This window comes from Vibrio sp. CyArs1 (assembly GCF_022432925.1).
In the GTDB taxonomy this organism is placed as follows: Bacteria; Pseudomonadota; Gammaproteobacteria; order Enterobacterales; family Vibrionaceae; genus Vibrio; species Vibrio mediterranei.
On sequence record NZ_JAKRBO010000001.1, the window covers coordinates 1,087,099 to 1,112,097 of the forward strand.

At 43.8% G+C, this 24,999-nt stretch carries 19 protein-coding genes; 8 read left to right on the forward strand and 11 right to left on the reverse strand.

The annotated features are described in order from the left end of the window. Positions 1 to 196: 196 nt before the first annotated feature. Genes MMA19_RS05130 through MMA19_RS05145 form a run of 4 tightly spaced genes read right to left on the reverse strand, consistent with a single transcriptional unit; the run spans position 197 to position 4,254 of the window. The gene (locus MMA19_RS05130; protein WP_240205676.1) at positions 197 to 1,108 is read right to left on the reverse strand and encodes a L,D-transpeptidase family protein; all 912 of its coding nucleotides are present in this window, start codon (positions 1,106 to 1,108) and stop codon (positions 197 to 199) included. After that, positions 1,108 to 2,511 carry a deoxyribodipyrimidine photo-lyase gene (gene phrB, locus MMA19_RS05135; protein WP_240205677.1) on the reverse strand — a complete coding sequence of 468 codons (1,404 nt, stop codon included), beginning with the start codon at positions 2,509 to 2,511 and terminating at the stop codon, positions 1,108 to 1,110. Before phrB ends, MMA19_RS05130 begins: the two co-directional genes overlap by 1 nt. Beyond that, positions 2,508 to 3,314 carry a MerR family transcriptional regulator gene (locus MMA19_RS05140; protein WP_240205678.1) on the reverse strand — a complete coding sequence of 269 codons (807 nt, stop codon included), beginning with the start codon at positions 3,312 to 3,314 and terminating at the stop codon, positions 2,508 to 2,510. Before MMA19_RS05140 ends, phrB begins: the two co-directional genes overlap by 4 nt. After that, the gene (locus tag MMA19_RS05145) at positions 3,304 to 4,254 is read right to left on the reverse strand and encodes a DUF523 and DUF1722 domain-containing protein (protein ID WP_240205679.1); all 951 of its coding nucleotides are present in this window, start codon (positions 4,252 to 4,254) and stop codon (positions 3,304 to 3,306) included. The genes MMA19_RS05140 and MMA19_RS05145 overlap by 11 nt, the downstream gene beginning before the upstream one ends. 325 nt (positions 4,255 to 4,579) lie before the next feature. On the opposite strand from MMA19_RS05145, the gene deoD reads away from it, so the two are divergent. Together deoD and MMA19_RS05155 are read left to right on the forward strand one after the other, a co-directional pair. Continuing rightward, on the forward strand, positions 4,580 to 5,290 hold the full coding sequence (gene deoD, locus MMA19_RS05150) for a purine-nucleoside phosphorylase (protein WP_240205680.1): 711 nt from the start codon (positions 4,580 to 4,582) through the stop codon (positions 5,288 to 5,290). A 76-nt stretch (positions 5,291 to 5,366) separates the two neighbouring features. Further along, on the forward strand, positions 5,367 to 6,839 hold the full coding sequence (locus MMA19_RS05155; protein ID WP_240205681.1) for a lactate dehydrogenase: 1,473 nt from the start codon (positions 5,367 to 5,369) through the stop codon (positions 6,837 to 6,839). Between the two features lie 41 nt (positions 6,840 to 6,880). Here the strand turns inward: MMA19_RS05155 and MMA19_RS05160 are convergent, their stop codons facing one another. Continuing rightward, positions 6,881 to 7,771: a DMT family transporter gene (locus MMA19_RS05160; RefSeq protein ID WP_038226127.1), complete on the reverse strand. Its 891-nt coding sequence runs from the start codon at positions 7,769 to 7,771 to the stop codon at positions 6,881 to 6,883. 112 nt (positions 7,772 to 7,883) lie between these two features. Between MMA19_RS05160 and MMA19_RS05165 the strand changes: the two genes are divergently transcribed. The 4 genes from MMA19_RS05165 to MMA19_RS05180 all read left to right on the forward strand — a co-directional run bounded on the left by MMA19_RS05165 (position 7,884) and on the right by MMA19_RS05180 (position 13,171). Continuing rightward, entirely contained in the window at positions 7,884 to 8,258 is a 375-nt protein-coding gene (locus MMA19_RS05165) for a DUF3302 domain-containing protein (protein WP_240205682.1), read from the forward strand. 3 nt (positions 8,259 to 8,261) lie between these two features. Beyond that, complete coding sequence (locus MMA19_RS05170) at positions 8,262 to 9,392, forward strand: HlyD family secretion protein (protein WP_006069327.1); 1,131 nt, start codon at positions 8,262 to 8,264, stop codon at positions 9,390 to 9,392. A gap of 220 nt (positions 9,393 to 9,612) precedes the next feature. Further along, on the forward strand, positions 9,613 to 10,707 hold the full coding sequence (locus MMA19_RS05175) for a NapC/NirT family cytochrome c (protein WP_240205683.1): 1,095 nt from the start codon (positions 9,613 to 9,615) through the stop codon (positions 10,705 to 10,707). Positions 10,708 to 10,723: 16 nt separating this feature from the next. After that, positions 10,724 to 13,171 carry a molybdopterin guanine dinucleotide-containing S/N-oxide reductase gene (locus MMA19_RS05180; protein ID WP_240205684.1) on the forward strand — a complete coding sequence of 816 codons (2,448 nt, stop codon included), beginning with the start codon at positions 10,724 to 10,726 and terminating at the stop codon, positions 13,169 to 13,171. A gap of 72 nt (positions 13,172 to 13,243) precedes the next feature. On the opposite strand, the gene pdxY is transcribed toward MMA19_RS05180, so the two are convergent. Then, on the reverse strand, positions 13,244 to 14,101 hold the full coding sequence (pdxY, locus tag MMA19_RS05185; RefSeq protein ID WP_006069330.1) for a pyridoxal kinase PdxY: 858 nt from the start codon (positions 14,099 to 14,101) through the stop codon (positions 13,244 to 13,246). A 224-nt stretch (positions 14,102 to 14,325) separates the two neighbouring features. On the opposite strand from pdxY, the gene MMA19_RS05190 reads away from it, so the two are divergent. Together MMA19_RS05190 and gltS are read left to right on the forward strand one after the other, a co-directional pair. Further along, positions 14,326 to 15,600, forward strand: a complete 1,275-nt coding sequence (locus tag MMA19_RS05190) for a mechanosensitive ion channel family protein (protein WP_006069331.1) — start codon at positions 14,326 to 14,328, stop codon at positions 15,598 to 15,600. 366 nt (positions 15,601 to 15,966) lie between these two features. After that, positions 15,967 to 17,193 (forward strand): sodium/glutamate symporter, encoded by a 1,227-nt coding sequence (gene gltS, locus MMA19_RS05195; protein ID WP_006069332.1) that lies wholly within the window; start codon positions 15,967 to 15,969, stop codon positions 17,191 to 17,193. Between the two features lie 70 nt (positions 17,194 to 17,263). Here gltS and MMA19_RS05200 read toward each other — a convergent pair whose 3' ends face one another. From MMA19_RS05200 to MMA19_RS05220, 5 genes are all read right to left on the reverse strand, one after another. After that, on the reverse strand, positions 17,264 to 17,806 hold the full coding sequence (locus MMA19_RS05200; protein WP_240205845.1) for a glutathione peroxidase: 543 nt from the start codon (positions 17,804 to 17,806) through the stop codon (positions 17,264 to 17,266). A gap of 198 nt (positions 17,807 to 18,004) precedes the next feature. Continuing rightward, positions 18,005 to 18,931: a DnaJ C-terminal domain-containing protein gene (locus MMA19_RS05205; RefSeq protein WP_038226117.1), complete on the reverse strand. Its 927-nt coding sequence runs from the start codon at positions 18,929 to 18,931 to the stop codon at positions 18,005 to 18,007. A gap of 142 nt (positions 18,932 to 19,073) precedes the next feature. Then, positions 19,074 to 20,969 carry a molecular chaperone DnaK gene (gene dnaK, locus MMA19_RS05210; protein ID WP_006069335.1) on the reverse strand — a complete coding sequence of 632 codons (1,896 nt, stop codon included), beginning with the start codon at positions 20,967 to 20,969 and terminating at the stop codon, positions 19,074 to 19,076. Positions 20,970 to 21,172: 203 nt separating this feature from the next. After that, a complete protein-coding gene (locus MMA19_RS05215; RefSeq protein ID WP_031493751.1) occupies positions 21,173 to 21,592 on the reverse strand; it encodes an Hsp20 family protein in 420 nt (139 codons plus the stop codon). Positions 21,593 to 21,874: 282 nt separating this feature from the next. Further along, positions 21,875 to 24,733, reverse strand: a complete 2,859-nt coding sequence (locus MMA19_RS05220) for a M16 family metallopeptidase (RefSeq protein ID WP_240205685.1) — start codon at positions 24,731 to 24,733, stop codon at positions 21,875 to 21,877. Positions 24,734 to 24,999 lie beyond the last annotated feature (266 nt).

The following is a 24,999-nucleotide window of genomic DNA, read 5'->3' on the forward strand; positions in this document are numbered from 1 at the left end:
ACAGATTTTCTCGATACTGGTCATTATTGGACAATACTAGCAAAACAGAGGAAATATAAGTTGTTGAAATTGCATTAAAAGCCTTGATTTTACTGGTTTGAGAAAAAGGCTATGTATTACACTAAGTAAGTAAAAAGAATACTAAGAAAAACACCCGCTTGATGCGGGTGTTTTTTTATATCTGTAAATCGACCTGTTATTCTAAGTCATCCATAGCCGGTACAACTTCAATCGGCACACCATTTTGTGCTAACACCGCCGCGCGGGCAATTCGGTCATTAATACCGTACTCGTCAAGCCACCAAGTCAACTCTTGAGGGATGTCCATTTCCTTTTTAGTCCCATCACTGCGGGTCAAAGGTTCATGTGCCTCAATAAACACACTTCTGTCTGGCTCTAATGCGATCTTGATCGGCTCATCAATGATTCTTACTTGCATACCTACTTTCGCTTGGTGGAACAACCAATCAATGTCTTTTGGGTCCATTCGAATACAACCAGCGCTTACCCTCAGACCAATACCGAAGTCTTTGTTAGTACCATGAATCAAGTAAGAACCTGTCCCGTACGCGAGTCTCATCGCATAGTCTCCGAGTGGGTTCTCCGGACCAGCGGGAACGACTTTAGGTAGTTCGACACCTTTGGCTAAATACTCTTTACGAATTGAAGTAGGCGGCGTCCAAGTTGGAGCCTCTCTCAATTGACTGATTTTCGTTGTCATTTCCGGTGTATCTTGACCAATTCGGCCAATACCTACTGGAAAGATGTGAACCAGGCTTTTGTCAGGTTCAAAATAGTACAACCTCAGCTCAGCCAAATTGATCACGATGCCTTTATAATCGACATGCGGTAAAATAGCCTGACTGGGAATGGTCAGAACGTAGCCTTCTTTGGGTAAGAAAGGATCCACACCCTTGTTTGCTGCCATTAGAGAAAGAAAGCCAACATCATACTGCTTAGCAATATCAGACATGGTTTCTCCAGCCACCACACTGTGATACTGCAACGTTCCCACCATATTACTCCCGTCAGTCGGAAGGTTGTAGGTGGCGGCACTCAACCAGTGTGAAAAGCCCAAACAGGCGGCTAAAAGGGTTTTACGTAACATCAATGTTGGTCCTTTGCATCTTTATACAAAGCTAAGGTTATATCTCTTTGTATCTTATGATCAACTATCGGTTTCGGATAATCGACATTCTCGAACTCATTCCAAAGCCAGGGCTTGTGGATAAATTTGTTAGGGACCGAGTTAAGCTCAGGAATCCACGTTCTTATAAACTCGCCATTGGCATCGAATTTTTCTCCCTGACTTATTGGGTTAAAAATACGAAAATAGGGTTGCCCATCACAACCCGTAGATGCGCACCATTGCCATCCACCATTGTTGGCAGCAAAGTCACCGTCTATGAGTTGTGTCATAAAGTACTGCTCCCCCAACCTCCAATCTAAATGCAAATCTTTAGTTAAGAAACTGGCTACTACCATTCTCAATCGATTGTGCATCCACCCTTTGGTATTAAGCTGACGCATAGCGGCATCAACGATTGGATAACCTGTTTTTCCCTCGCACCATTGCTTAAAATGATCAAGCTTTCCTGTCCACTTCAGGTGTTTCTCCCATGATAAGTATCCGTGATGTTTACAAAGCTTGGGTTCGAAATAGATAAGGTGTTGGTAAAATTCTCGCCAGATCAGTTCACTCAACCATGTCTCGGCACCAGTTGATAACGAAGTGTTGGCTGCATCATACTTAAGCCTAGCAACACATTGGCGAGCCGATATCGCCCCAATGGCGAGATATGGGCTTAACATACTTGTACTGTCTAAAGCAGGGAAGTCCCGCTCGGCTTGGTAGAAGCTAGCTTTATCAGCAGAGAAGTCTCGCAGCCGCTGGATGATCTCGTGGCTACCTACAGGCCATTCTGAGCTATTTCTTGTTGGATACGAAAATGAGGAACTGGAGTCGAACAAGAGGTTGGCAGGCAAAGTCACTGATGCTGATACCAGTGGTTTGCGCACGATCACTTCACCAACGATTTTTAACCACGCCTTTTTAAAAGGCGTAAATACCTTAAAGTACTCTCCCTTTTGATTGAGTACTGACCCGGGTTTTAAAATACACTTGTCATCAAACGCCCTAATACTCCATTTTGTACCAGCGATCTCAGACAGTCCCTTGACTCGTATGGCTTCATTAGTCTCATAATCGCAGTTCAAAAATACCTCTTGAACAGCAAATTGGTCACAAATGTCAGCCACCCATGTATTCGCAGCAGCATAATCTTGAGCTTCATGGTAGATAAGAGGCACATTGAGTTGTTTTAGCTCACTGTCCAAAACAGTGAGGCGTCGCCAAATTAAATCAGCTTGAATGGGCGAAAGCGAATGACTTTTCCACTGTTCTGGGGTAGCGACAAATGCAGCTATGACAGGGGATTCGCCATCTATTGCTTCGATTAACGCCGTGTTATCTGTGACGCGTAGATCTCGATTGAATAGGACTAACCTCATGAAACAGCCCCTTTGCGTACGTCCATCAAATGAGCAATGAGGGGGGAAACTCGAATATTATTACCTTCCATTTGCTGCGCCTCAACAATGGTATCAAGCTGTTTCTCTGGCAATGACTTTTGTGCAAATAAATAGATAGTTTGATACGGAGTCACATCGGTGAACAGCGTACTCATCTCCTCTACCCCATCTAAAAAAACCACGCTCTCACCCTGTTCTATCAACTGAGCGTAGTAAAGCCACGCGTAGATGTTTCCCGCTTCATCCAAATTCACCATTAATTTATCCAACCGGTGGCCACGTTTACTCTCAGAGTTGACCATCAAAGTCAGATGCTTAATAAACATCGTTTTGAACAACGCAAGCTGTAAAGAGCGAGGTCCAAGCTTCAAAAACTGGATAGCTCCCAATATAGGAATAACGAACTTAGATTCCACAATAGTCAGAGGGTACTCCTTGAGTACCATTGCTATCAACCTATCGGTTTTTCCACCATCTAAATCCGCTAAACTATTCAACGTCTCTGACACTTCTTCCAATTGATTAGCGTCTTCGACAGCACTCGAAACCACTTCAGATTCCAATAAAGACTTTACCTTACCGATAGAGACGCCCTTGTTGAGCCAACTCTGAATCGTTTTTATCTTTTCGAGATCATCCGCAGTATATAGCCTGTGACCCTTTTCAGTGCGAAGCGGTTGAACCAAATTGTAACGACGCTGCCATGCTCGTAATGTCACAGGTTTAATACCGGTCAAATCTGCTATTTCTCTAATGGCGTACCGTTTTTCATTACAATCCATATCTTAAACGCATCTCTTCTGGGTGTGGTTGAAGGAAAATTTGGCTCGCCAAGTAATCATCTGGGTAAGCACTCAAATAATGCTTTAACAAGGTTAGCGGCGCTAAAATAGGTAACAATCCAACACGGTAGTCATCGATAACTTTGGCTAGTTCTGCTTTTTCATCTTTGTTTAATGCCCGCTTAAAATACCCCTGGATATGCATTAAGACGTTAGTGACATTCTTTCTGCTTGCTCGATTTTTTAACGCATTCATCAAGCCATTACGATACTCGGTGTAAAAGTCATCTGGAGCGTAGTCACTTTGGTTAGCAACAAGGCGGCCAAGCGATTTGTAAGCACTTGGATCATGCGCCATTAGTGTCAATTTATAGCGAGAATGAAAGGCGACAATCTTCCCAGGTGTCGGCTTACCTTCCATTGAGCGATAGAAGTCTTTCAAACTGTAAATACGTGAAATGAAGTTCTCTTTCAGAACCGGGTCATTCAATCGTCCATCTTCTTCTACAGGTAGCCACGGCATCTGATCCATGAGGTGCTTAGTATACAACCCCACTCCATCTGTAGATGCGTGTCCTTTGCTGTAGACTTTAACTCGCTCCATCCCGCAACTTGGAGATTTAGCACAGACAATATAGCCACACATTTCCGTGTCTTTAAGTTCGGCAACCTTCTCTCGGGAGAAGTGCATCATGCCCTCAGTATGGTCACGTGTACTGTCTTTTGTATCCACCAACGCGATGCGTTCTTCATTCGTCATCAAACGTATAGTTGGTCTGGGCACAGGGAGTCCCATGCCGACCTCTGGGCAAACAGACACAAATTCAAAGTAGTCCGCTAACTCTTTATTAACGTAACTACTTTGCTTATGGCCTGAATCAAAACGGACTTTCTCACCTAATAAACAGGAACTGATGCCCACTACAATTGCGTCTTCCATGTTAAACCCCTCGCTACGTTCATCTATTGGCATCGCATGTTATTGGCCAATAAGTGATACAAAATTTTATCTTGTACAATTGTATGTATCGAACCGCAATTTGGTTCACTTCTCCACGAAAAATTTTCTTATAGAGTGATTTTTGCAGAAAAAATCGATTGCCTAACCACTTTCAACATATTTAGTTATCATTAGTTGCCTTTTATATAATTACCGACAGAAATGTGATTAAAATCTCATAGAACACCAATATATCGGTATAAACTCCCCATCAACGACGAACAACACGTTCAACAGAATTAGTTAAAACTTTAGGAGTGATACAATGGCTACCCCACACATTAATGCTAATCCAGGTGATTTCGCGGAAACTGTACTAATGCCAGGTGACCCACTTCGCGCGCAATATATCGCGGAAACTTTCCTTGAAGACGTTGTCAAAGTGTGTGACGTTCGCAACATGTTTGGCTTCACAGGTACTTACAAAGGCAAAAAAGTGTCTGTTATGGGCCACGGTATGGGTATCCCATCATGCTGCATCTACGTTCACGAGCTAATCAAAGATTACGGCGTAAAAAATGTTATCCGCGTTGGTAGCTGTGGTGCTGTACGCGACGACGTTAACCTTATGGACGTGGTCATCGGTATGGGTGCATCAACGGATTCAAAAGTGAACCGTATCCGTTTTAACGATCATGACTTTGCTGCTATTGCAGACTACGGCCTACTTGAAGAAGCGGTAAAACAAGCGCGCTTGCAAGAAGTACCAGTAAAAGTGGGTAACATTTTTTCTGCGGATCTTTTCTACACTCCAGAAGCAGACATTTTCGATAAAATGAAACATCTGGGCATTCTTGGTGTAGATATGGAAGCGGCAGGTATTTACGGTGTAGCTGCTGACCTAGGTGCTAAGGCACTGACCGTACTAACGGTGTCAGACCACATTATCCGTGGTGAGAAACTAAGCTCAGAAGACCGTCAAAAATCATTTAATGACATGATGATTGTAGCGCTAGAGACTGCAATCAACATTTAAAGAACAAAGCCAGCTCAATGCCTGAATGAGCTGGCTTTTCTTTGCCAAGGAATCGACCGAACCATAGGGGGTGAACGTGTCAGAAGGCAGACTGCCGTTAGCCGCAAATGGATTACAGCTCAATTTTTGTAAAACATTGGCGTGTGACAATTTTGGACGAAGTGATGCAAACCTCTATATCCTGCAGCACAGTAATCCTAAACGGCCAGCGATGGTATGCCGAGAGTGTGGCGCGTTTCCCCCCCTACTTAATAACCAAGAAGTTCTTAACGAACTTGACCGCTTAAGCCAACATCACCATGACGGCCTTCCCTCTTGTAAGGACGCTCAATGTGAAAATTATGGCCTGTCCGTTCATACTCATAAAGATCGTTACCACGCTTTTGGCTTTAGCGGTGATCGTCAGCGGTACCGCTGTAAATCCTGTCAGGGTACTTTCGTCGATCGTTGGTCTGGAACCAACAAAAAGCTCTCCTTTCAAGAGACACTCTTAGGTTTATTGTTCACTGGCTACTCGGTAAGAGAAATCTGTCGAAAGCTCGAAATCAACCCGAAGACTTTCTATGATCATATTGATCAAATCGCCAGTCGTTGCCGACGCAAGCTTGCTGATATTGATGCGAGATGGATTAATCATGCTGATGAATACCAACTAACATCCAACTATCGGACGCTTCAGCCACTTAGTAACAATGGCGTGTTCTGGTTCGCAACCTGTGACGCTAACTCGGGTTACGTATTGTGTCAGCATACCAATTATTCTGTTGATGCCAAGCCAACTAGCTTTACCGATCACAATGCCTTTCAAGTGGATTGCCAGATTGTCCCATCCGACTACAGTGCAGAAAACAATAGCGAAGTAAATATGCCTACCGATAACTTAAAAAGTCGTATCGATGTCAAGTATCAGAACATTCTGGCGCGTAGCAATGTCGAAGATCCTCTCGGTAATTTTGCAGCGTTTAATTATCCAGCCGTCGGAGCGCTGATACGCGCACCCTATACCTCTTATGCGCATTATTTGCATATTTTACAGTCGTTAACCGATAGCAAACGGGTTTCGATTTATATGCCGCAAGATCCGGTATTGCGCTCTGCCGCTCTTACGGTTTGCTTGCCTCGTATTCAAGCTGGCACTGTCGATCTTATGTATGTTGAGCAAGATGAAAATTGGGCTGATTCTGAACCATCAGAGATGATCGACGTTGTACTGATGGGATGGTGGCGCGACCGCTGGGCAGTGACTCAACAACCTTCCGGTGCGAGTAAAGGAATATGTTATCTAGCCGGGAGTAATCCAAATGTTCCTTATTGGTTGAAATCGGCTTCGACCAAGCAGATAGATTTTTACCAAGACCGATTCCAATTGCTGTTCGAAAGCTTTATCAACGAACCAAGAAGAAAACTAAGACCTGCCGGAATTCATCCGCTATTGGATATCTTCAGAGCGTGGCACAACCTTTGTTACCAAGACAAATCTGGCCAAACTGCGGCGCAACGTTTAGGGGTTACCGACTCGCCTATGACACTAAAATGCCTACTTAGTTAGTAGGCATTTCGATATTATTTTCTGTTTCTTCCTGCATTTGATTACAAGAAAAACAGGGAAATTCCTCCCAATGCACATAATGTCCCAAGTACACTTCGTTTAGTCACGCGCTCCCCACGAATCGCGTAAATGATTAGGATAAACAACGGGCTGGTTGCAATCAGTGTTTGGGCAATCGCAGGGTTGGCGTGCTTTAAGGCTACCTGCTGTAGCCACAATGCTAAGAATGTTCCTACAAATATCGCGGCAAGCAACCAGGTCCAATTCTTTTTCGACATATCTCGGCTTTGAGTAAGAATCGTCGAAAATGGCTTTTTCTCGACAAATGGAATGATGGCGGCAACCGCCATGACACCAATGACTAACCGAATGAGTGCACCTAGCAACGGAGGGAGATCCCCTTGCACCAAAGCAAAGTGGGAAATCACCACCCCAGAAGCCTGACAAACGCTAGCGACGAGCCCATACCCAACACCGTGAAGATTGAGAGCCGACCCGTCACTTTCATTCGGTTGGAATACAACTGCTGTCACCGCAATGGTAGTAATGATAACGCCTAACCAGCTTTGCAATTGCAGTGCTGCACCAAGAAATATAAGCGCGAGAACTCCTGACAAAGGCGGTGCCAAAGATTCCAGCAACAGAGTTTTATTAGCACCGATTCTTTTTAACGCCGCAAAGTAGGCACTGTCACCAATGGCTATACCAATAACACCAGAGATACCTAAAACCCATAAATACTTAGGTTCTATCGCAACCTCTGGCATTGGAGTAAATGGCAGAACAATCAACATCATCAACGACGCGATTGATCCTTTAATGATATTAAGTTGTAACGCAGTAAAGTGATGTGAAAACTGGCTGTAAATCCATGTTGCAATCGCCCAAACCATCGCAGCGCCTACCGCAGCTGCTTCTCCAATAAATCCCACTTTCTATCCTTTTAATTACCGCACAGTGTTGTTTAATACATAAATATAACAGATACTTAACTTACCGAATGAACACATTGTTCTCTTCATTACTTGTTAGCAAGGATGCATTATGTTTCTTGATTATTTTGCTCTAGGCCTTCTTGTCTTCGTTGCTCTGGTTATTTTTTATGGAATTATCGTCATTCACGACATTCCTTATGAAATAGCAAAAGAGCGTGACCATCCTCATCAGGATGCCATACATGTCGCTGGTTGGGTAAGCTTATTTACGCTTCACGCAATATGGCCATTTCTTTGGATTTGGGCAACCTTATGGCGTAGTGAACGCGGTTGGGGTTTTCATAAATTAGAAGAAGAGCAACACGATCTTCATCACCGACTCGAACGTCTTATCGATCAAGTTTCCGAACTTGAGCAAGAAGTCACTTATCTTAAAGGCAAGCAATCTAACGCTGCCGTTCAAAAACAAGCAGAGGAGAAGTAATCCATGGATTTATTACTTATACTCACTTATGCAGCGCTATGTATTGCCATTTTTAAGATCTTTAAGATTCCTTTGAACAAATGGACAGTGCCTACTGCAGTGCTCGGTGGCGTGGTACTAATCGGTACTCTTATTCTTTTGATGAACTATAACCATCCATTTAGTCAAATCGGTGGACAGTTTTACAGTACTACTCCCATTGTTTCTAGCGTGCGTGGTAAAGTCATTGAAGTCGATGTCGAAGCGAACCAACAGCTTGAGAAAGGCGATGTGTTGTTCCGTATTGATCCAATTCCATTTGAAGCGGAAGTGATTCGTGCAAAAGCCGCGCTTGCAGACGCGGAGCAAGATGTACTTCAACTAGAAAGCGCGTACAAAGCGGCCCAATCTGACACAATCAAAGCTCTAGCCGAGCGCGATAAAGCTGAACGAGAATATGCTCGTTACCAAAAAGGCTTTAAAAAAGGCGCTTTTACGGCGCAACAAGTCGATACTCGCTTGCAAACCTTCAAAGCAAATCAAGCCGCTTTGGAAGCCGCTCAGGCGAAGGAAGAAAGTGCACGTTTAGCGTTTGAGTCGCAAATTTACGGTGAAAACACTACCGTTGCTCAGCTTAAAGCCCAATTGATACAAGCTGAATTCAACCTTCAAGAAACTGTGGTTCGTGCCCCAACAGATGGCTTTGTAACACAGTTGGCTCTTCGCCCTGGCATGATGGCTGTTCCGCTTCCACTCGCTCCTTTGATGACATTTGTCCATACCGAAGAAAATTTCTACATTGGTGCATTTCGTCAAAACTCTTTGCAGCGACTTCAGCCCGGCTTCGAAGCTGAGTTCTTATTTAGAGCACTACCGGGCAAGGTGTTCAAAGGTAAAGTCGTCGAAGTCCTTCCTACAATTCCCGAAGGACAAATTAGCGCTAGCGGCACACTTAGAACCACTCAGAGTTTCAACACCATGGGACGTGCTATGGTGAAATTGGTGATCGAAGATGACATGAGTCAATATGTCCTGCCGACAGGTTCTAACGCAGAAATTGCTATTTATTCAGATAGTTTCACTCATGTTTCTATTATGCGTAAGGTTTTGATACGAATGAAAAGCTGGCAGAATTATCTGTATCTTGATCACTAAATAGATATTTGTATTAGAAACTAGGTACATATTCTCAAGGACACCATATGGTGTCCTTTTTTTGTACTCTAATTCCGACAGAGAAAAGTGAGCTTTAGCACAGTTATAAAAACCCACAAGATTAGTGCGCTTATCTATGATTCAAATCAAAACCAAACATACTACTAAAGGAGTAGCGTTATAAATAATCACGAAATGACACATTTATTAATAAATACTTATGAATTTAAAAAAACGATATATTTTGCTCATTACCTGTGTGGGAATATTAATTGGTTGGCTGAGTTTTGGCGGCACTGCTGCAATTATGCACAAAACATCCAGCACCGAATTTTGTCTTTCCTGCCATACGATGCAGATCCCTTATGAGGAATATCAAGGCTCCATCCACTTTACGAACGCAAAAGGTATTCGCGCAGAATGTGCAGACTGCCATATACCAAGTGACCCACTCGATTACGTCATCACTAAAATCCGTGCTTCAAAAGATATCTATCACGAGTTTGTAACCGGCAAAATTGATGATGAAGACAAATATGAAGCACATCGTATGGAGATGGCAGAAACTGTTTGGGCGCAATTGCGTGCGAATGACTCCGCCACCTGTCGCTCATGTCACTCATTTGATGCAATGGATACCTACGAGCAATCTGAAGATGCCGCAAAAATGCACGAGTACGGTATTGCTAACAATCAAACATGTATTGACTGCCACAAGGGCGTCGCTCACTTCGCGCCTGAACCGGAGCTTGATACTGAAGCTTATAACCGTGTCGTTGCGCAAACGGATAACACACCAGCAGATGCAACGACGGTTTACTCCGTAGGGCCTATAGCTCTGCAAGAACTCGGCACCATCAATCCTGCTGTAGAAATGTCCGTGGTTAAACACACTGACACTACTCGCACAGTGGCGCTGTCAGGCTACCAAATGAAAGGGGCAGAACAAGTCCTATATATGGGCAAAGGGCAGCGAAACATCATCGCAACACTTTCAGACGCGGGTCAACAAGCACTGAACGTTGGCGAGTTCGAAGCAGACGAGTATGGAAATGAATGGCGCACTGCCACCCTCACCACCGACATTACTGAACCAGTATTAGGCAGTCCGGATGCATTGTGGGGCTATGCCGAAGAGCTAGACAATGTTTACTGCTCGACTTGCCACGCAAAAATCCCAGCGAACCACTTTACGGTCAATGCATGGGGACCGGTTGCAAAAGGTATGGGTGATCGCACCGATATCTCAGCTCTTGATTTAGAAATTCTCACTAAGTTCTTCCAAAACCACGCAAAAGACGTGGCTGGTCACTAAAAATAAGGAAAGCGTTATGACAGATATTACACGTCGTGGATTCCTCAAAGGTTCAAGTATGGCAGCAGGTGCGCTCGCTTTTACTTCCTTGACTCCCCTATCCGTTTCAGCAGCATCAAAACGAGGCTCAGGTGTTCTAACCGCAGGCCGCATGGGACCGATGCTTTGTGAAGTGGTTGATGGAAAGCTGATTTCCACTAAGAATGCGCTTGCTCAAACGGTACCAAATAGCTTGCAAACTACAGGTCCAGATCAGGTATACACTAAAGCTCGTATCAAATATCCAATGGTGCGCAAAGGGTATCTGGATAACCCTGAAGCACCAGCAGGCGAACGTGGCAAAGACGAGTATGTTCGCGTGTCATGGGACGATGCCTACAAGCTGATTCACGAGCAGCATATGCGAATCCGTAAAGCTAATGGCGCAGAATCGGTATTTGCTGGTTCGTACGGTTGGCGTTCATCTGGTGTGCTTCACAAAGCGCAAACTCTACTACAACGTTATATGAGTTTGGCAGGTGGCTACTCAGGTCACCTAGGTGATTACTCTACTGGTGCCGCGCAAGTTATCATGCCTCACGTTATGGGCTCGATTGAGGTGTATGAGCAGCAAACTACACACCCAATGGTGCTAGAAAACAGTGACGTCGTTGTGCTTTGGGGTATGAACCCACTAAACACCCTTAAGATCGCTTGGAGTTCAACGGACTGCTCTGGTTTGGAGTTCTTCCACCAGCTTAAGAAGTCTGGCAAAACCATTATCGCTATCGACCCAATGCGCTCTGAAACCATTGATTTCTTTGAAGACAAAGTCCAATGGATCGCGCCTCGCCCAATGACAGACGTTGCTATGCTCATGGGTATCGCACACACCTTGGTTAAGAAAGGTAAGCACGATAAAGCCTTCCTAGATAAGTACACCACTGGTTATGACCAATTCGAAGCTTACTTGTTAGGCAAAGAAGACGGTGTAGAGAAAACTTCAGAGTGGGCAGCGGATATCACAGGTGTTCCAGCTAAACAAATTGAGTTGCTTGCTGACATCTTCAGCGACAATCGCACCATGCTTATGGCTGGTTGGGGTATTCAGCGTCAACAATTTGGCGAGCAGCGTCACTGGATGATTGCTACATTGGCGGCAATGTTAGGTCAAATTGGTCTCCCTGGCGGTGGCTTTGGTTTCTCTTACCATTACTCAAACGGTGGTAACCCAACACGAGACGCTGGCGTTCTGCCTGCAATTTCTGCGTCTATTGGCGGTGGTTCGTCTGCGGGTAATGACTGGGCCATTTCAGGCGCAGTCAATTCATTCCCAGTTGCTCGAATTGTTGAAGCCTTAGAAAACCCTGGAAAAGCGTACCAACACAACGGTCATGAAAAAACCTTCCCGGACATTAAGATGATCTGGTGGGCTGGCGGTGCAAACTTTACCCACCACCAAGATACCAACCGTTTGATCAAAGCGTGGCAAAAACCTGAGCTCATTGTTATCTCAGAGATCTACTGGACCGCAGCAGCTAAACACGCTGACATCGTACTGCCTATCACCACCTCATTCGAACGTAATGATATGACGATGACGGGTGACTACAGTAACCAGCATCTCGTACCGATGAAAAAAGTCGTTGAGCCTCAAGGTGAAGCACGTAATGACTTCGACGTGTTTGCTGATATGTCTGAGCTTATCAAAGCAGGTGGTCGCGATGTCTACACCGAAGGCAAATCTGAAATGGATTGGCTAAAAGGTTTCTATGAAGCGGCTCAAAAAGGCGGTCGTGCTGCACGCGTTCGTATGCCTAACTTTGGTAAGTTCTGGGATACTAATGAACTGATCGAAATGAAGTTCAATAAGAAAGCGGCTGGATTTGTTCGCCACGCTGACTTTAGAAAAGATCCAGTGATGAACCCGCTTGGCACGCCAAGTGGCAAAATTGAGATCTATTCGAAAACCATTGAAGGCTATGGCTACGAAGATTGTCCAGCGCACCCTACTTGGATGGAGCCAACCGAGTTCTTCGGCTCAGCTAAAGGTGGCGAGCTACAGCTAATGACAGCGCACGCTGCTCACCGCCTACACAGTCAATTTAACTACGCTAAGCTTCGTGAAGAGTATGCAATCGCTAACCGCGAGCCGATTTCAATTAACACTGAAGATGCGAAGAAGTATGGTATCAAGTCTGGCGACCTGGTTCGTGCATATAATGACCGTGGCCAAGTACTAGTTGGAGCGCTGGTTACCGATGGCATCAAACAAGGTTCTGTTTGTATCCATGAGGGTGGCTGGCCTGACCTTGATCCTGAAACTGGCATGTGCCGAAATGGTGGTGCGAACGTGCTGACTAGCGATATTCCAACTTCACGTCTTGCTAACGGATGTGCAGCGAACTCTTCATTAGTCCGTATCGAGAAGTACACTGGCAAAGTACCGGGATTAATGGCATTCACTCCGCCAAAGAATGCGTAATGTAATTCGGTAAGCAAAACGGGAAACCTAAAGGTTTCCCGTTTTTTCATTGTATAAATATCACGTCAGTCGTTATTTAACCTGAACAATCGTAAACTGCTCTTCAGGCGCCACGATCTCTTCCTGAGCTGCAATAGTTTGTAGTTCCCATTCTTGACGGTTTTGCGTCTCTTTTAAAATGGCATAGCTGGCATTATTCGCGTGAGCAAAAGCTTGCTCGGCCGTCCAGCCCTTTAATAATCCAGCTGTGAATAACGCCGAGATCAAATCACCAACACCAACCGGTTGTTTTGTAAATGTCAGATGTGGACGTTGAGCAATAAAGCAGCCTTCTTGCGTTGCCAACATCATGGTAAATTTATCGTTAGAAATACTATGTAGGTGCTTCACCAGTACCATCTTAGGTCCCAATGTCAGTGCTTTCTGGCACGCCGCTACGGCATCTTCTAATGATTCAATATCCATCTGGGTGAACTGGCTGAGTTCAAACTGATTAGGAACGATAACGTCTGCCATTGGCATAACGTCATTAACTAAATACTCGGTGGTTCCTTGAGGGACAATACAACCTTTCTCCGGGTCACCCATCACTGGGTCACAGACATAAATAGCATCCGGGTTTCGCTGCTTCACTTTAGTGACGGCATCCTTAACTGCAAGACACTGCTCTGCACTACCTTGGTAACCAGACAACACCGCATTGCAGTCCTTTAGCTGACCAATATTGTCGATACCAGCGATAAGCTCTGAAATGTCTTCTGCCGAAAATGCTTTCCCTGTCCAACCTTGTTGATACTGAGTGTGGTTTGAAAACTGCACGGTGTGAATTGGCCAAACTTCAAAACCCATTCTCTGAAGTGGAAAAACCGCAGAGCTGTTGCCTGCGTGACCGTAAACCACATGCGATTGAATAGAGATGACACCTTTCATTGGAACTCCTGCACATTATTGTTCTGATTTAATTCATTGTATTTTCAATATGAGCGCCATCTTGTCAGCAAACAAGAGAAAGGTAATAAATTTCTTATCAGATATTCATAAGTTTCTTTAAACTGTATTGGAAACAAAAGCGTACACTTGTTTCTTCGTCTACGCTTTTTACATAGAATTGCTCCAAAAACGGTCTAACAATATTAAAAACCAAGGACTTTAGTTTGATTGAACACCACTTTCGCGACTTTGTTGCAGATAAATTAAACATCTATATGTCGACAGGCGAGCTCGATGGCGGAACGATGACACTCGTGTTAATCGTTATAAGCTTAGCCATTGCGCTGATATGTTTTATGGTTGCCCATCATGTGTTTGTGCGTTTCTTTAATCATATTCTGCTCAAAACCAATAAGCCTCTGGCGGAATGCGTCACTAATAATCGTGTATTCGAAAAACTCTCTATTCTTACACCACTGTTAGTACTAAACATATTCATACCCATTGCCATCAGTCACTATGACATTCTATCGACAGTGATTGATCGAATCTTAGCCATTTTGATTTTGCTTGTGATTCTCTGGATGGTGTATTGCTTCTTAGATGCGGTGAACGATCTGGCAACTTACAAAGGCATCACGCGTCGCATGCCTATAAAGAGTTTTGTCCAACTGATTAAGCTGTTTACCTTCTTTATTGGCGTCATAGTTACTATTTCAATATTGGCCAATGAAGCGCCCGTAATCTTGTTCTCAGGGCTTGGGGTGGCGACTGGTTTTGTCATGCTGGTCTTCAAAGACACTATATTGGGGTTTGTAGCCGGTATTCAGCTTTCAGCTAACCGAATGGTGAGCCTCAATGACTGGATACAAATGGACTCTTATGGCGCGAACGGTACTGTAGAAGAGATCTCGCTCACTACCATTAAGGTTCGCAACTTCGATAATACTGTCAGCATGCTACCTGCCTATGCATTAGTGCAAAATGCTTTCATTAACTGGCAAGGAATGTCAGACTCTGGAGGGCGTAGAATTACTCGTTCAGTCAATTTAGATGTAACATCGATTCGGTTTGTTTCCAAAGAAGAAGTTGAAGAACTCACCAAACTTCGTTTATTGAGACAGTATATTTTTGAGAAGTCTAAAGAGATGGACGACTACAATCAGAGCTTGGAGCAAGATGACCTAGAAGCGAATCAACGCAAGTTCACCAACATCGGACTGTTTCGAGCTTATTTGAATGCCTACTTGCACGCGAACAAAGACATTCATCAGTATATGTTGATTATGGTCAGACAACTTCAACCAACACCAGAAGGGATACCGCTACAGATCTACGGTTTCACCAACACCACCGATTGGGGACTCTATGAAGGCATTCAATCTGATCTTTTCGATCATATCTATGCCATCATGCCACTATTCGGACTGCGACCATTTCAACAGCTTACTAGCCATGATTTCACTGCCAGTAATAGCTCACACTCTTCAAAAATCTAACTTCAATTCTCTGGCCTGAGGCGTAACACGCCTCAGCATCAGCCAATAAAACTTTTATAAATCCCATATTATTTCGCATATAAGCCATTAAATTTTCTATCTAAATATATTGTTTATCGATTGGTAACTAGCTCATTATTTCGGCACTAATCACGCCTGTTATGCTTCCCTTCCAACAATAGTATTGGTAGTAAACACCTGCCTTTTGAGACGTTGCTTACTCGTAAGGTTGCCAAGTCGAATACAATTAGATTCGACTTTTTTAGCGTCATAGTTTGCCCAATCACATTATAAGACGACGCTACAGGACGAAAGCAGTCGTTACACTCTCAGCCTCAAGGATGGTATAGACAATCGAAGTTAACTATGCACAACACTATTACCATTGATCCATTACAGTCGTTTTTGATCGCGATTGTTGTCCTGTTCGTCGGTAACTTTCTTAAAAAAAGAGTCGCCTTTCTCGACAAATACAATATCCCAGAGCCAATCATAGGCGGTCTTATTGCTGCTGTCTTAATCACGATTCCGCACTTAAATGGTATTGCGATTGAATTTTCACTGCCGTTAAAAGATACCTTTATGATGCTGTTTTTCAGCACAGTGGGTTTGACAGCTAGTTACAAACAGCTTGCTAAAGGTGGTTTTAAAGTCTTTTTGTTTCTGTTTGTCGCAACGGTCTACATCATTATTCAAAATGGTGTAGGTGTAGCGCTAGCATCAGCGCTTGGCTTGAATCCACTTATGGGATTAATCGCTGGTTCAATCACGCTTTCTGGTGGGCATGGTACTGGCGCAGCATGGGCGGGCACATTTACCGAGCAATATGGCATTCAGAATACACTTGAGCTTGCTATGGCTTCCGCCACATTTGGTCTTATCATTGGTGGCATCATCGGTGGTCCAGTTGGGAACCGACTAGCAACCAAGAACAAGCTAAGTTCAGAGTTTGGCGTAAAGCATGATATTCACGCCTCACACCCAGAACTTATGACATACGACGAGGCTCAGCAAGACAAAGTCACCTCTAAAAGTATCGTTGAAGTGATTGGTCTGCTTATGATTTGCGTCGTAGGTGCTAAAACCCTCGGACCAATGATTAAGTCGCTTGGCATTCGGTGGCTTATGATCCCTGACTTTGTCTACGCACTCTTTATTGGGGTCATCATCACCAATCTATTTGAGGCAACAGGGATTAAACGTATCAATATGGAAACGGTTCATATATTAGGAACGACTTCTCTCAACTTCTTCTTGTCGATGGCCCTGATGAGTTTACAGCTTTGGGAGATATACAATCTCGCGGTACCGTTCCTGATAATTCTCACGGTTCAAACTATCGTAATGGCATTATTTGCGTATTTCGTGACGTTTCGAGTGATGGGAAAGAACTATGATGCTGCAGTTATCGCCAGTGGACATTGCGGTTTTGGGATGGGAGCTACACCGACTGCCGTGATGAATATGGGCTCAACAGTAAGCCGTTTTGGGCCATCACCAATGGCTTTCATGGTCGTACCTATTGTAGGCGCTTTCTTTATCGACTTAACCAACCTAATTATCATTCAAAGCTACATCTTCTTTATTGGTTGATACCGCTCACGATAGGCCCAGAGCTTGGATAATCATCTCAGGCTCTTGGGTCTCTTCTATGTCGAACCGCCTACAACTGTTTTTCTATCATTTGGGTGATTTTAGTGTCAGTAGGAGAAATACCTGAAGAGAATACATCAACCACCGCACCATTTTTGTCGATAAGATATTTGTAGAAATTCCACTTTGGGGAAACCCCGCTCTGCTTAGCTATTTCGGAAAACACCGGATTGGCTTGCTGTCCTTTCACTGAACTGCGCGCCATCATTGGAAATGTGACGCCAAAATCGAGAAAGCAGACTTTCGCGGTATTCTCTTCGCTGCCACGATCTTGGTTGAAGTCGTTCGATGGGAAACCAACAACACTAAAGCCCTGGTCCTTAAATTGATTATGTAGCTGTTCTAATTGCTCAAACTGTCCGGTAAAGCCACATTGACTCGCGGTATTAACCACCAATAGTACTTTGCCCTGAAACTGCTCACAGAGATTGGCATCATTCGTCGAGTTTAAGGCTCTTTGAGTTGAATTGAGTATCGTAGGACAAGAGGCTGCCAATGTCTCTTTCGCTAGTAAGCCAAATAGTAGTCCTAAGACCAATGCTTTTAAAACCATGCTCATACTCACCTCCCTTAGACAATGATTTGTTTACGGGTAAGAATAAGAATAGTTCATCGGCAACGATGCTCAAGAATTGAAATAATCACTTATTTGATGCATAAAAATTCAGCCACATAAAGTGGCTGAATTCTAATACGTTACATTGTAATGCGTTGGCTTTAAGGCGGGCTTAGTTCATTTTACTTTAAAAGACTAAAGCGTTGCTCTGAATTGTTCTAACAACTCACGCTGTGCATCGGTCAGATTGGTTGGTGTTTCAACTTGAATCTTCACCAATAGATCGCCCGTTTCACCTTTACGATTTGTTATGCCTTTGCCAGTCATCTTGAACTTGCGCCCAGTTTGCGTACCCGCAGGGATTTTAAGCTTAAAGCGACTGTCTAGCACATTCACTTCTACTTCCCCCCCCAGAGCTGCAGTGACCATATCAACCTTGGTATTGCAGATAAGGTCATTACCATCGCGATCTAAAAACGCATGTGACCTGGTTGCAATAACGAGTAGTAAATCACCCGCAGGCCCACCATTGACACCTAATCCACCTTTACCTGAGTAGCGAATCTTTTCGCCATCTTTGATACCGGCAGGGATCTTTACATTGATCTTTTTCTGTTCACCATTGATTGGCAATTCGACCGTTTTTTCAGCCCCTTGAACCGCATCAATAAAGTCGACCGTCAGAGTATATTCTTGGTCTTGCCCTTTTTGAGCGCGCGGACGCCCACGACCACCTCGAGCTTGTGAGAAGATATCCTCAAAGCCACCAAAGCCGCCGCCACCGAAGCTACCTCCGCCAAAACCGCCACCTCGTTGACGGAATGCGTCACCGAAGATGTCTTCGAACCCACCGCCGCCATGACCACCGTGACCGCCATGTCCACCAAAGCCGCCACCTTCGAATGCCGCATGACCAAATTGGTCGTACTGACTACGTTTTTCTTTGTCCGTTAGAATTTCATAAGCTTCTTTTACTTCTTTGAAATTCGCTTCTGCCGTCGCATCTCCGGGATTTTTATCGGGGTGATATTTCATCGCCAACTTCTTGTAGGCTTTTTTAATATCTTTCTCTGAGGCTCCCTTGGAGACACCTAGCACGCTGTAATAATCTCGTTTTGACATGCTAAAACCTCACTCAATTTCTCACTCAAACGGAAAAAAGGGCGTATGAGTTCCCTCTTACGCCCTGAATACCGATAAGTTTATGTATTTATGAACATAACTCAACTTTTAATTGCTCGAAAACAATTATCTGTCGGTGGCGTTACTTCACTTCTTCGAAGTCAGCTTCAACCACATCGTCATCAACATTTGATTTAGCTTGAGCCTCACCATTTGCCGCTTGAGCTTTCTGTTGAGCGATTTCCATTAGCTTTTGAGCTGCAGCCATTAGCGCTTGTACTTTCGCGTCGATCGCTTCTTTGTCTTCACCCTTGCGAGCTTCTTCAAGCTCAGTGATCGCTGCTTCGATCTTCTCTTTCTCTTCTGCAGGTAGCGCTTCACCAGCTTCTTCTACTTGCTTACGAGTACTATGAATCACTTGGTCAGCTTGGTTACGTGCCGTTGCTAGCTCTTCGAACTTCTTGTCCGCTTCTTTGTTAGCTTCTGCTTCTTGAACCATTTTCTCAATGTCTGCATCGCTCAGGCCACCTGAAGCTTGGATAGTGATCTTCTGCTCTTTGCCAGTCGATTTATCTTTCGCAGAAACATTCAAGATACCATTGGCATCAATATCGAACGTCACTTCAATCTGTGGCAATCCACGTGGCGCAGGCTGAATACCCTCTAGGTTGAATTGACCTAGAGACTTGTTGTACATCGCTTGCTTACGCTCACCTTGAACAACGTGAATAGTCACCGCACTTTGGTTATCTTCTGCGGTTGAGAATACTTGATTCGCTTTAGTTGGAATCGTCGTGTTTTTCTCAACAAGCTTCGTCATGACGCCGCCCATAGTCTCGATACCTAGAGACAAAGGAGTAACGTCTAGTAGAAGTACGTCTTTAACATCACCAGCTAGTACACCACCTTGAACTGCAGCACCCATTGCTACTGCTTCATCTGGGTTCACGTCACGGCGAGCTTCTTTACCGAAGAACTCAGCCACTTTCGCTTGAACCATAGGCATACGCGTTTGGCCACCAACAAGAATGATATCGTTGATATCACCAACAGTTAACTCGGCATCCGCAAGTGCGGTTTTCAACGGCTCAATTGAACGCATCACGAGATCTTCAACTAGAGATTCTAGTTTCGCACGAGTCACTTTTACGTTCATGTGCTTAGGACCCGTTGCGTCAGCTGTTACATACGGTAGATTCACATCAGTTTGAGAAGTAGAAGAAAGCTCGATCTTCGCTTTTTCTGCTGCTTCTTTAACACGCTGCATTGCTAGTGGATCGTTTTTAAGGTCAATACCTTGCTCTTTCTTAAACTCATCAACCAAATAGTTGATTAGACGGTTGTCAAAGTCTTCACCACCAAGGTGTGTGTCACCATTAGTTGCAAGAACTTCAAAGGTTTGCTCGCCTTCGACTTCATCAATCTCAATGATAGAGATATCGAATGTACCACCACCGAGGTCATACACAGCGACGGTGCGGTCACCACCTTTCTTGTCTAGACCGTAAGCAAGTGCTGCTGCTGTTGGTTCATTGATGATACGTTTAACTTCTAGACCTGCGATACGACCAGCATCTTTAGTTGCTTGACGCTGTGCATCGTTAAAGTAAGCAGGAACTGTGATAACAGCGCCAGTTACTTCCTCACCAAGGAAATCTTCCGCAGTTTTCTTCATTTTCTTAAGTACTTCAGCAGATACTTGAGGAGCCGCCATTTGTTGGCCTTTTGCTTCTACCCACGCATCACCGTTGTCCGCCTTAACGATTTTGTAAGGCATGATTTCGATATCACGCTGAACTTCTTCGTCTTCAAAACGACGACCGATTAGACGCTTAATAGCAAATAGCGTGTTCTCTGGGTTTGTAACTGCTTGACGTTTTGCAGGTTGACCTACTAGCGTTTCGCCGTCTGTATAAGCGATAACCGATGCGGTTGTGCGCTCACCTTCAGCATTTTCGATTACGCGTGGTTTGTCGCCATCGAGCACTGCAACACATGAATTTGTTGTACCTAAATCAATACCAATAATTTTACTCATAATAATACCTCTCCTCTTCGCATTATTTTTTATAATGCAAAGTATGTAATTCTATTCTTTATTTGAGTGCAAGTATTTCACTCTTGCACTCTAGATGTCGCTACACTGCATGTGTAGGCAGCAATACTTTTTAGATAAGGCTAGTGAGATCCAATTTCAAATCGAATTCTAAAATCGCCTTATCACATTTCACTTCTCAATGATTATTTGTTGATTGAGATTTTACGTGGCTGCATTGCTTCTGGAACTTCACGAACAAGATCAACGTGCAATAAACCATTTTCCATGCTTGCGGCCTTAACGGTTACGTAGTCAGCAAGTTGGAACTTACGTTCAAAGTTACGCTCTGCGATGCCTTGATAAACGTAGTTTGGTTTGGTTTCTACAGACTTAACTTCACCAGAAACGATAAGCATATTTTCGTTCTGAGTAAGAGTTAGTGCATCTTCAGAAAAGCCTGCAACAGCCATCGTTATACGATAGTTATTTTCGTCTTTCTGTTCGATATTGTATGGAGGGTATCCATTAGAAGATGGCTTTTTCGCGCTATTTTCCGCTAGGTTGAATAGGCGATCAAAACCAATGGCATGACGGTATAGGGGAGAAAAATCTACATTACGCATAATACTATCCTCATAAATAAGCAATAGTTCTTGATGTTTGATTCACCAAGACCGGAGACATACTCTGTTGCACCTCATTGGCGCCTTAAGACATATGTTCCAAGTGTTAACAGGTTAAAGGAGCTTGTTGATATCGACTATTGCAACGTCAACGTCCTTTGATTACAGTTGCCTTTACTTCCCTAATTAGGCGAAGTAGACAACTCAGGAACTCCATTCGGCAGTTCGTGTAATCAATATATGCTTCCGAGACAAACCTGTCAACACTAATATTAGTTTTTTTTATTCTTCTTTCTCTTTGGGCAGTACCGCAACTGTGATCATATCTTTCAGAACGATTTGTTTCGCTAACTGTTGAACATCAGCCGCAGTCACCGCCGATACTAACTGTTTAAACGTCTGCTCATTAGCAAGGTTCTCGGGATAACTTGAAGCTTTGTACATCAGACCAAACCAAAAACCATTATTCTCGTAGCTCTGTTCAATACCATCAATCATAGGCGTCACTGCACGCTTAAGCTCATCATTCGATACACCCGTTTCCTGGATGTCTCTGATCAACTTACGATAGATATCAAACACGATATCGACATTATCAACTGTGGTATTGCTGTTCAAACTAAGATAACCGTAGTCCTTGTACAGTAGTGACTGTGACGAATCAACCCATGGTGAATACGCTTTACCCGTCTTTTCTCGAATAGCATCGTTGACGCGCAGCTGCAAAATAGAACGCAGTACCGCGAATCCAACCACTTGCTTATAATCGCGTCCATCAGGCAAAGAAAAGTAGCCCGACGCTAGTGCCGTGTTCTGTTCTCCTTGGTGATACAACGTGTAATGCTCACCCACGTTAAGCTGGATATCATCTCTTGGTCTAGGAACAAAGTCTTGTGCCTTGATATTTAACGCTCCAAACGTCTGAGCGACATAATCCACCGCCTGTTGTTGGGTGATGTTACCCAGCAAAGACACTTCGATTGGACCTTGATTAACAGAGCGATCGACAAACTGCTTCAATGCGGTTAACGGTAGTTTGTCGATTACCTCCACTTTCGGGTATTCCCAGCGAGGGTCATCTTGATACAACACCTTGCCAACATTAAAACCTAATACGCCCTCTGGAGTTGTCGGGTAACTGTCATAAACTGACTTGAGGCTCTGTACGGCAAGAGCATGACCGCTTGGTCTGTATCCAGGATGTGTCAAAAATGCCGCTGCCACTTTTAGTTGGTCTAGAGTATCTTGTGGTGGAACTCGGTATTGACCTTCGATAGCATCATCAGTCAGGTAGTAACTGGCACCAATTTGTCGCCCTGAGAAAATTGACCGTAAATCGTTAATATCATGAGCTTCCAAGCCACCAGCGATGAAGGCAGAGTCAAACAAGGTAGCTAATGGGGCATCTTTCTTTGCAAGATCAAGCTTGCCTTTGCCCACTCGAACACTGATATAGACCGCATTGGATTCAAACTCAGTTGGTTTAACATTGAGATAAACGCCATTGTCGAATCGATATCGTGTCACATCTCCAAAGGCGGTTTTCTCGATTAGCTTGGCTGTCCCTGGTTGCCCAAAGTTCTGATACGCAAACTGTACTTTTTCTGCTTCTGCATATGGCTTAACTTGCGTCGATTCACTGTCTTTGTATGCCTCAAGTACCGTCTTGGCCGTAACCTTGGACTGGGGTTTATCCATCACATAAATTCTTGGATGCTTATCGCTCCAATGCTTGTTGAATATTTGGTTATACGCAGAAATCTCTTTCGGTAATACATCACTTTCGAATAATGACAATGCAAATTCATTGCTCGTTGATACCGCTTTATTGTTGATATCATTAACGACACCTGCTGCGTAGCTCGAACTCAGCGTATCTTTAGTGGCTTCAGCATCCAGCTTTAATAATGTGTGATATTTATCTAATTGACGCTGAATTTCTTGTTTAGAAAACCCGTACTTAACCGCCTGCCTTAGGGATGATTCCAGCATATTGACCCCAGCCTGCCATTGGTCCGACTTTGTCGCGACACTCAGTTGATTACTAGTAACAACATCAAACTGATTGTAAGAGCCAACATAGGGAGATAACAGTTCGCCTTGGCTTGCGAAAGCGGTTGTCTCTAGACGGTATTGAAGCGCCTGATTAGCTACATAAAGCATGAACTCTTCAACTCGCTTGGCACGAGAATCAGGCGCTCGATTTATAGGCTCTAAGTAGTTAAATTCAACATGTGTCGTCACATTGCTATCTTTAAAGACTCTTGCTTCGGCTGTGGTTGGAAACATCACTTGCTTGCTATAAGGAACAATGTCATGACCTTTGTTATTCCAGCTTGCAAATTGTTTCTCTACCATAGAGAACACAGATTGGACGTCAACATCTCCTGCAATAACTAAGGTTGTATGATTAGGCGTATAATAGTTGTGGTAGAACGCTTTTAATCTCGATTGATTAACTTCCTTCATTCCTTCTAACGTGCCAAGTGGAATGCGATCGATAATATTCGCCCCTTGAAGTACATAGCTAGACCAATCTTTAAGTATTCTTAAATCTAAAGTTGTTCGTTCGCGAACTTCTGAAGAAATAACGGGTAACTCACGAGCAATAGCATCCTTATCTAGTGTTAATTCTGATGCCGTTTCTCTCATCAAAAACAAGGCCGTCGATAGCGTCTCTTTATCGTTTTTTGGCAGATCTAACATGTAAACCGTCTGCTTAAAGTTCGTTTCTGCGTTACTGTCCTTACCAAAAGACAGTCCGTGTCGCTCGAGAATCTGAATCATGTCGCCTTCAGGCACATTAGTAGAACCGTTAAACGCCATATGCTCTAAAAAGTGCGCAAGACCCGGTTGTTTGCCAGTTTCTTGTAGCGATCCTGCACCAACTCGCATTCGAATCGAAATCGCTTTTTTCGGTTTTACGTTCTGAATTACGACAACCCGCATACCATTGTCTAAGACTTTTACATGCAATTTCTCATTCAACGGCAAATCAGACTGTTCAAACCAAAGGGTTGCTTTATTATTCGGCGTCTCAACATGCGCATTGGTTGCATATGAGAATGATAGAAGGAGTAAGGTAACGATAAATACTGATGATTTCATCAGATAAGCTCGACCTAATTGAGGAAAAACCATATCAAAAATTCCCTGAAAGTTGGTGTTGTCACTTGGGCGTAACAATACACAGATAGTGTGCATAGTTTCTTATTGTATTAAAAACTAACCAATGTCTTTGTAATAGTCTGTAGTAGCGTGTTTCGCAATTACATTGTTGCGAGGCATATGTGACAAATCACCTATTTCATAATTTTTGATAAATCTTTACCCACTATGGTATGGATTGCATAAGAAAATTCTGCTCTTATGGAAAGGATTATTAACGACGTCATCGAGCGTGAGAG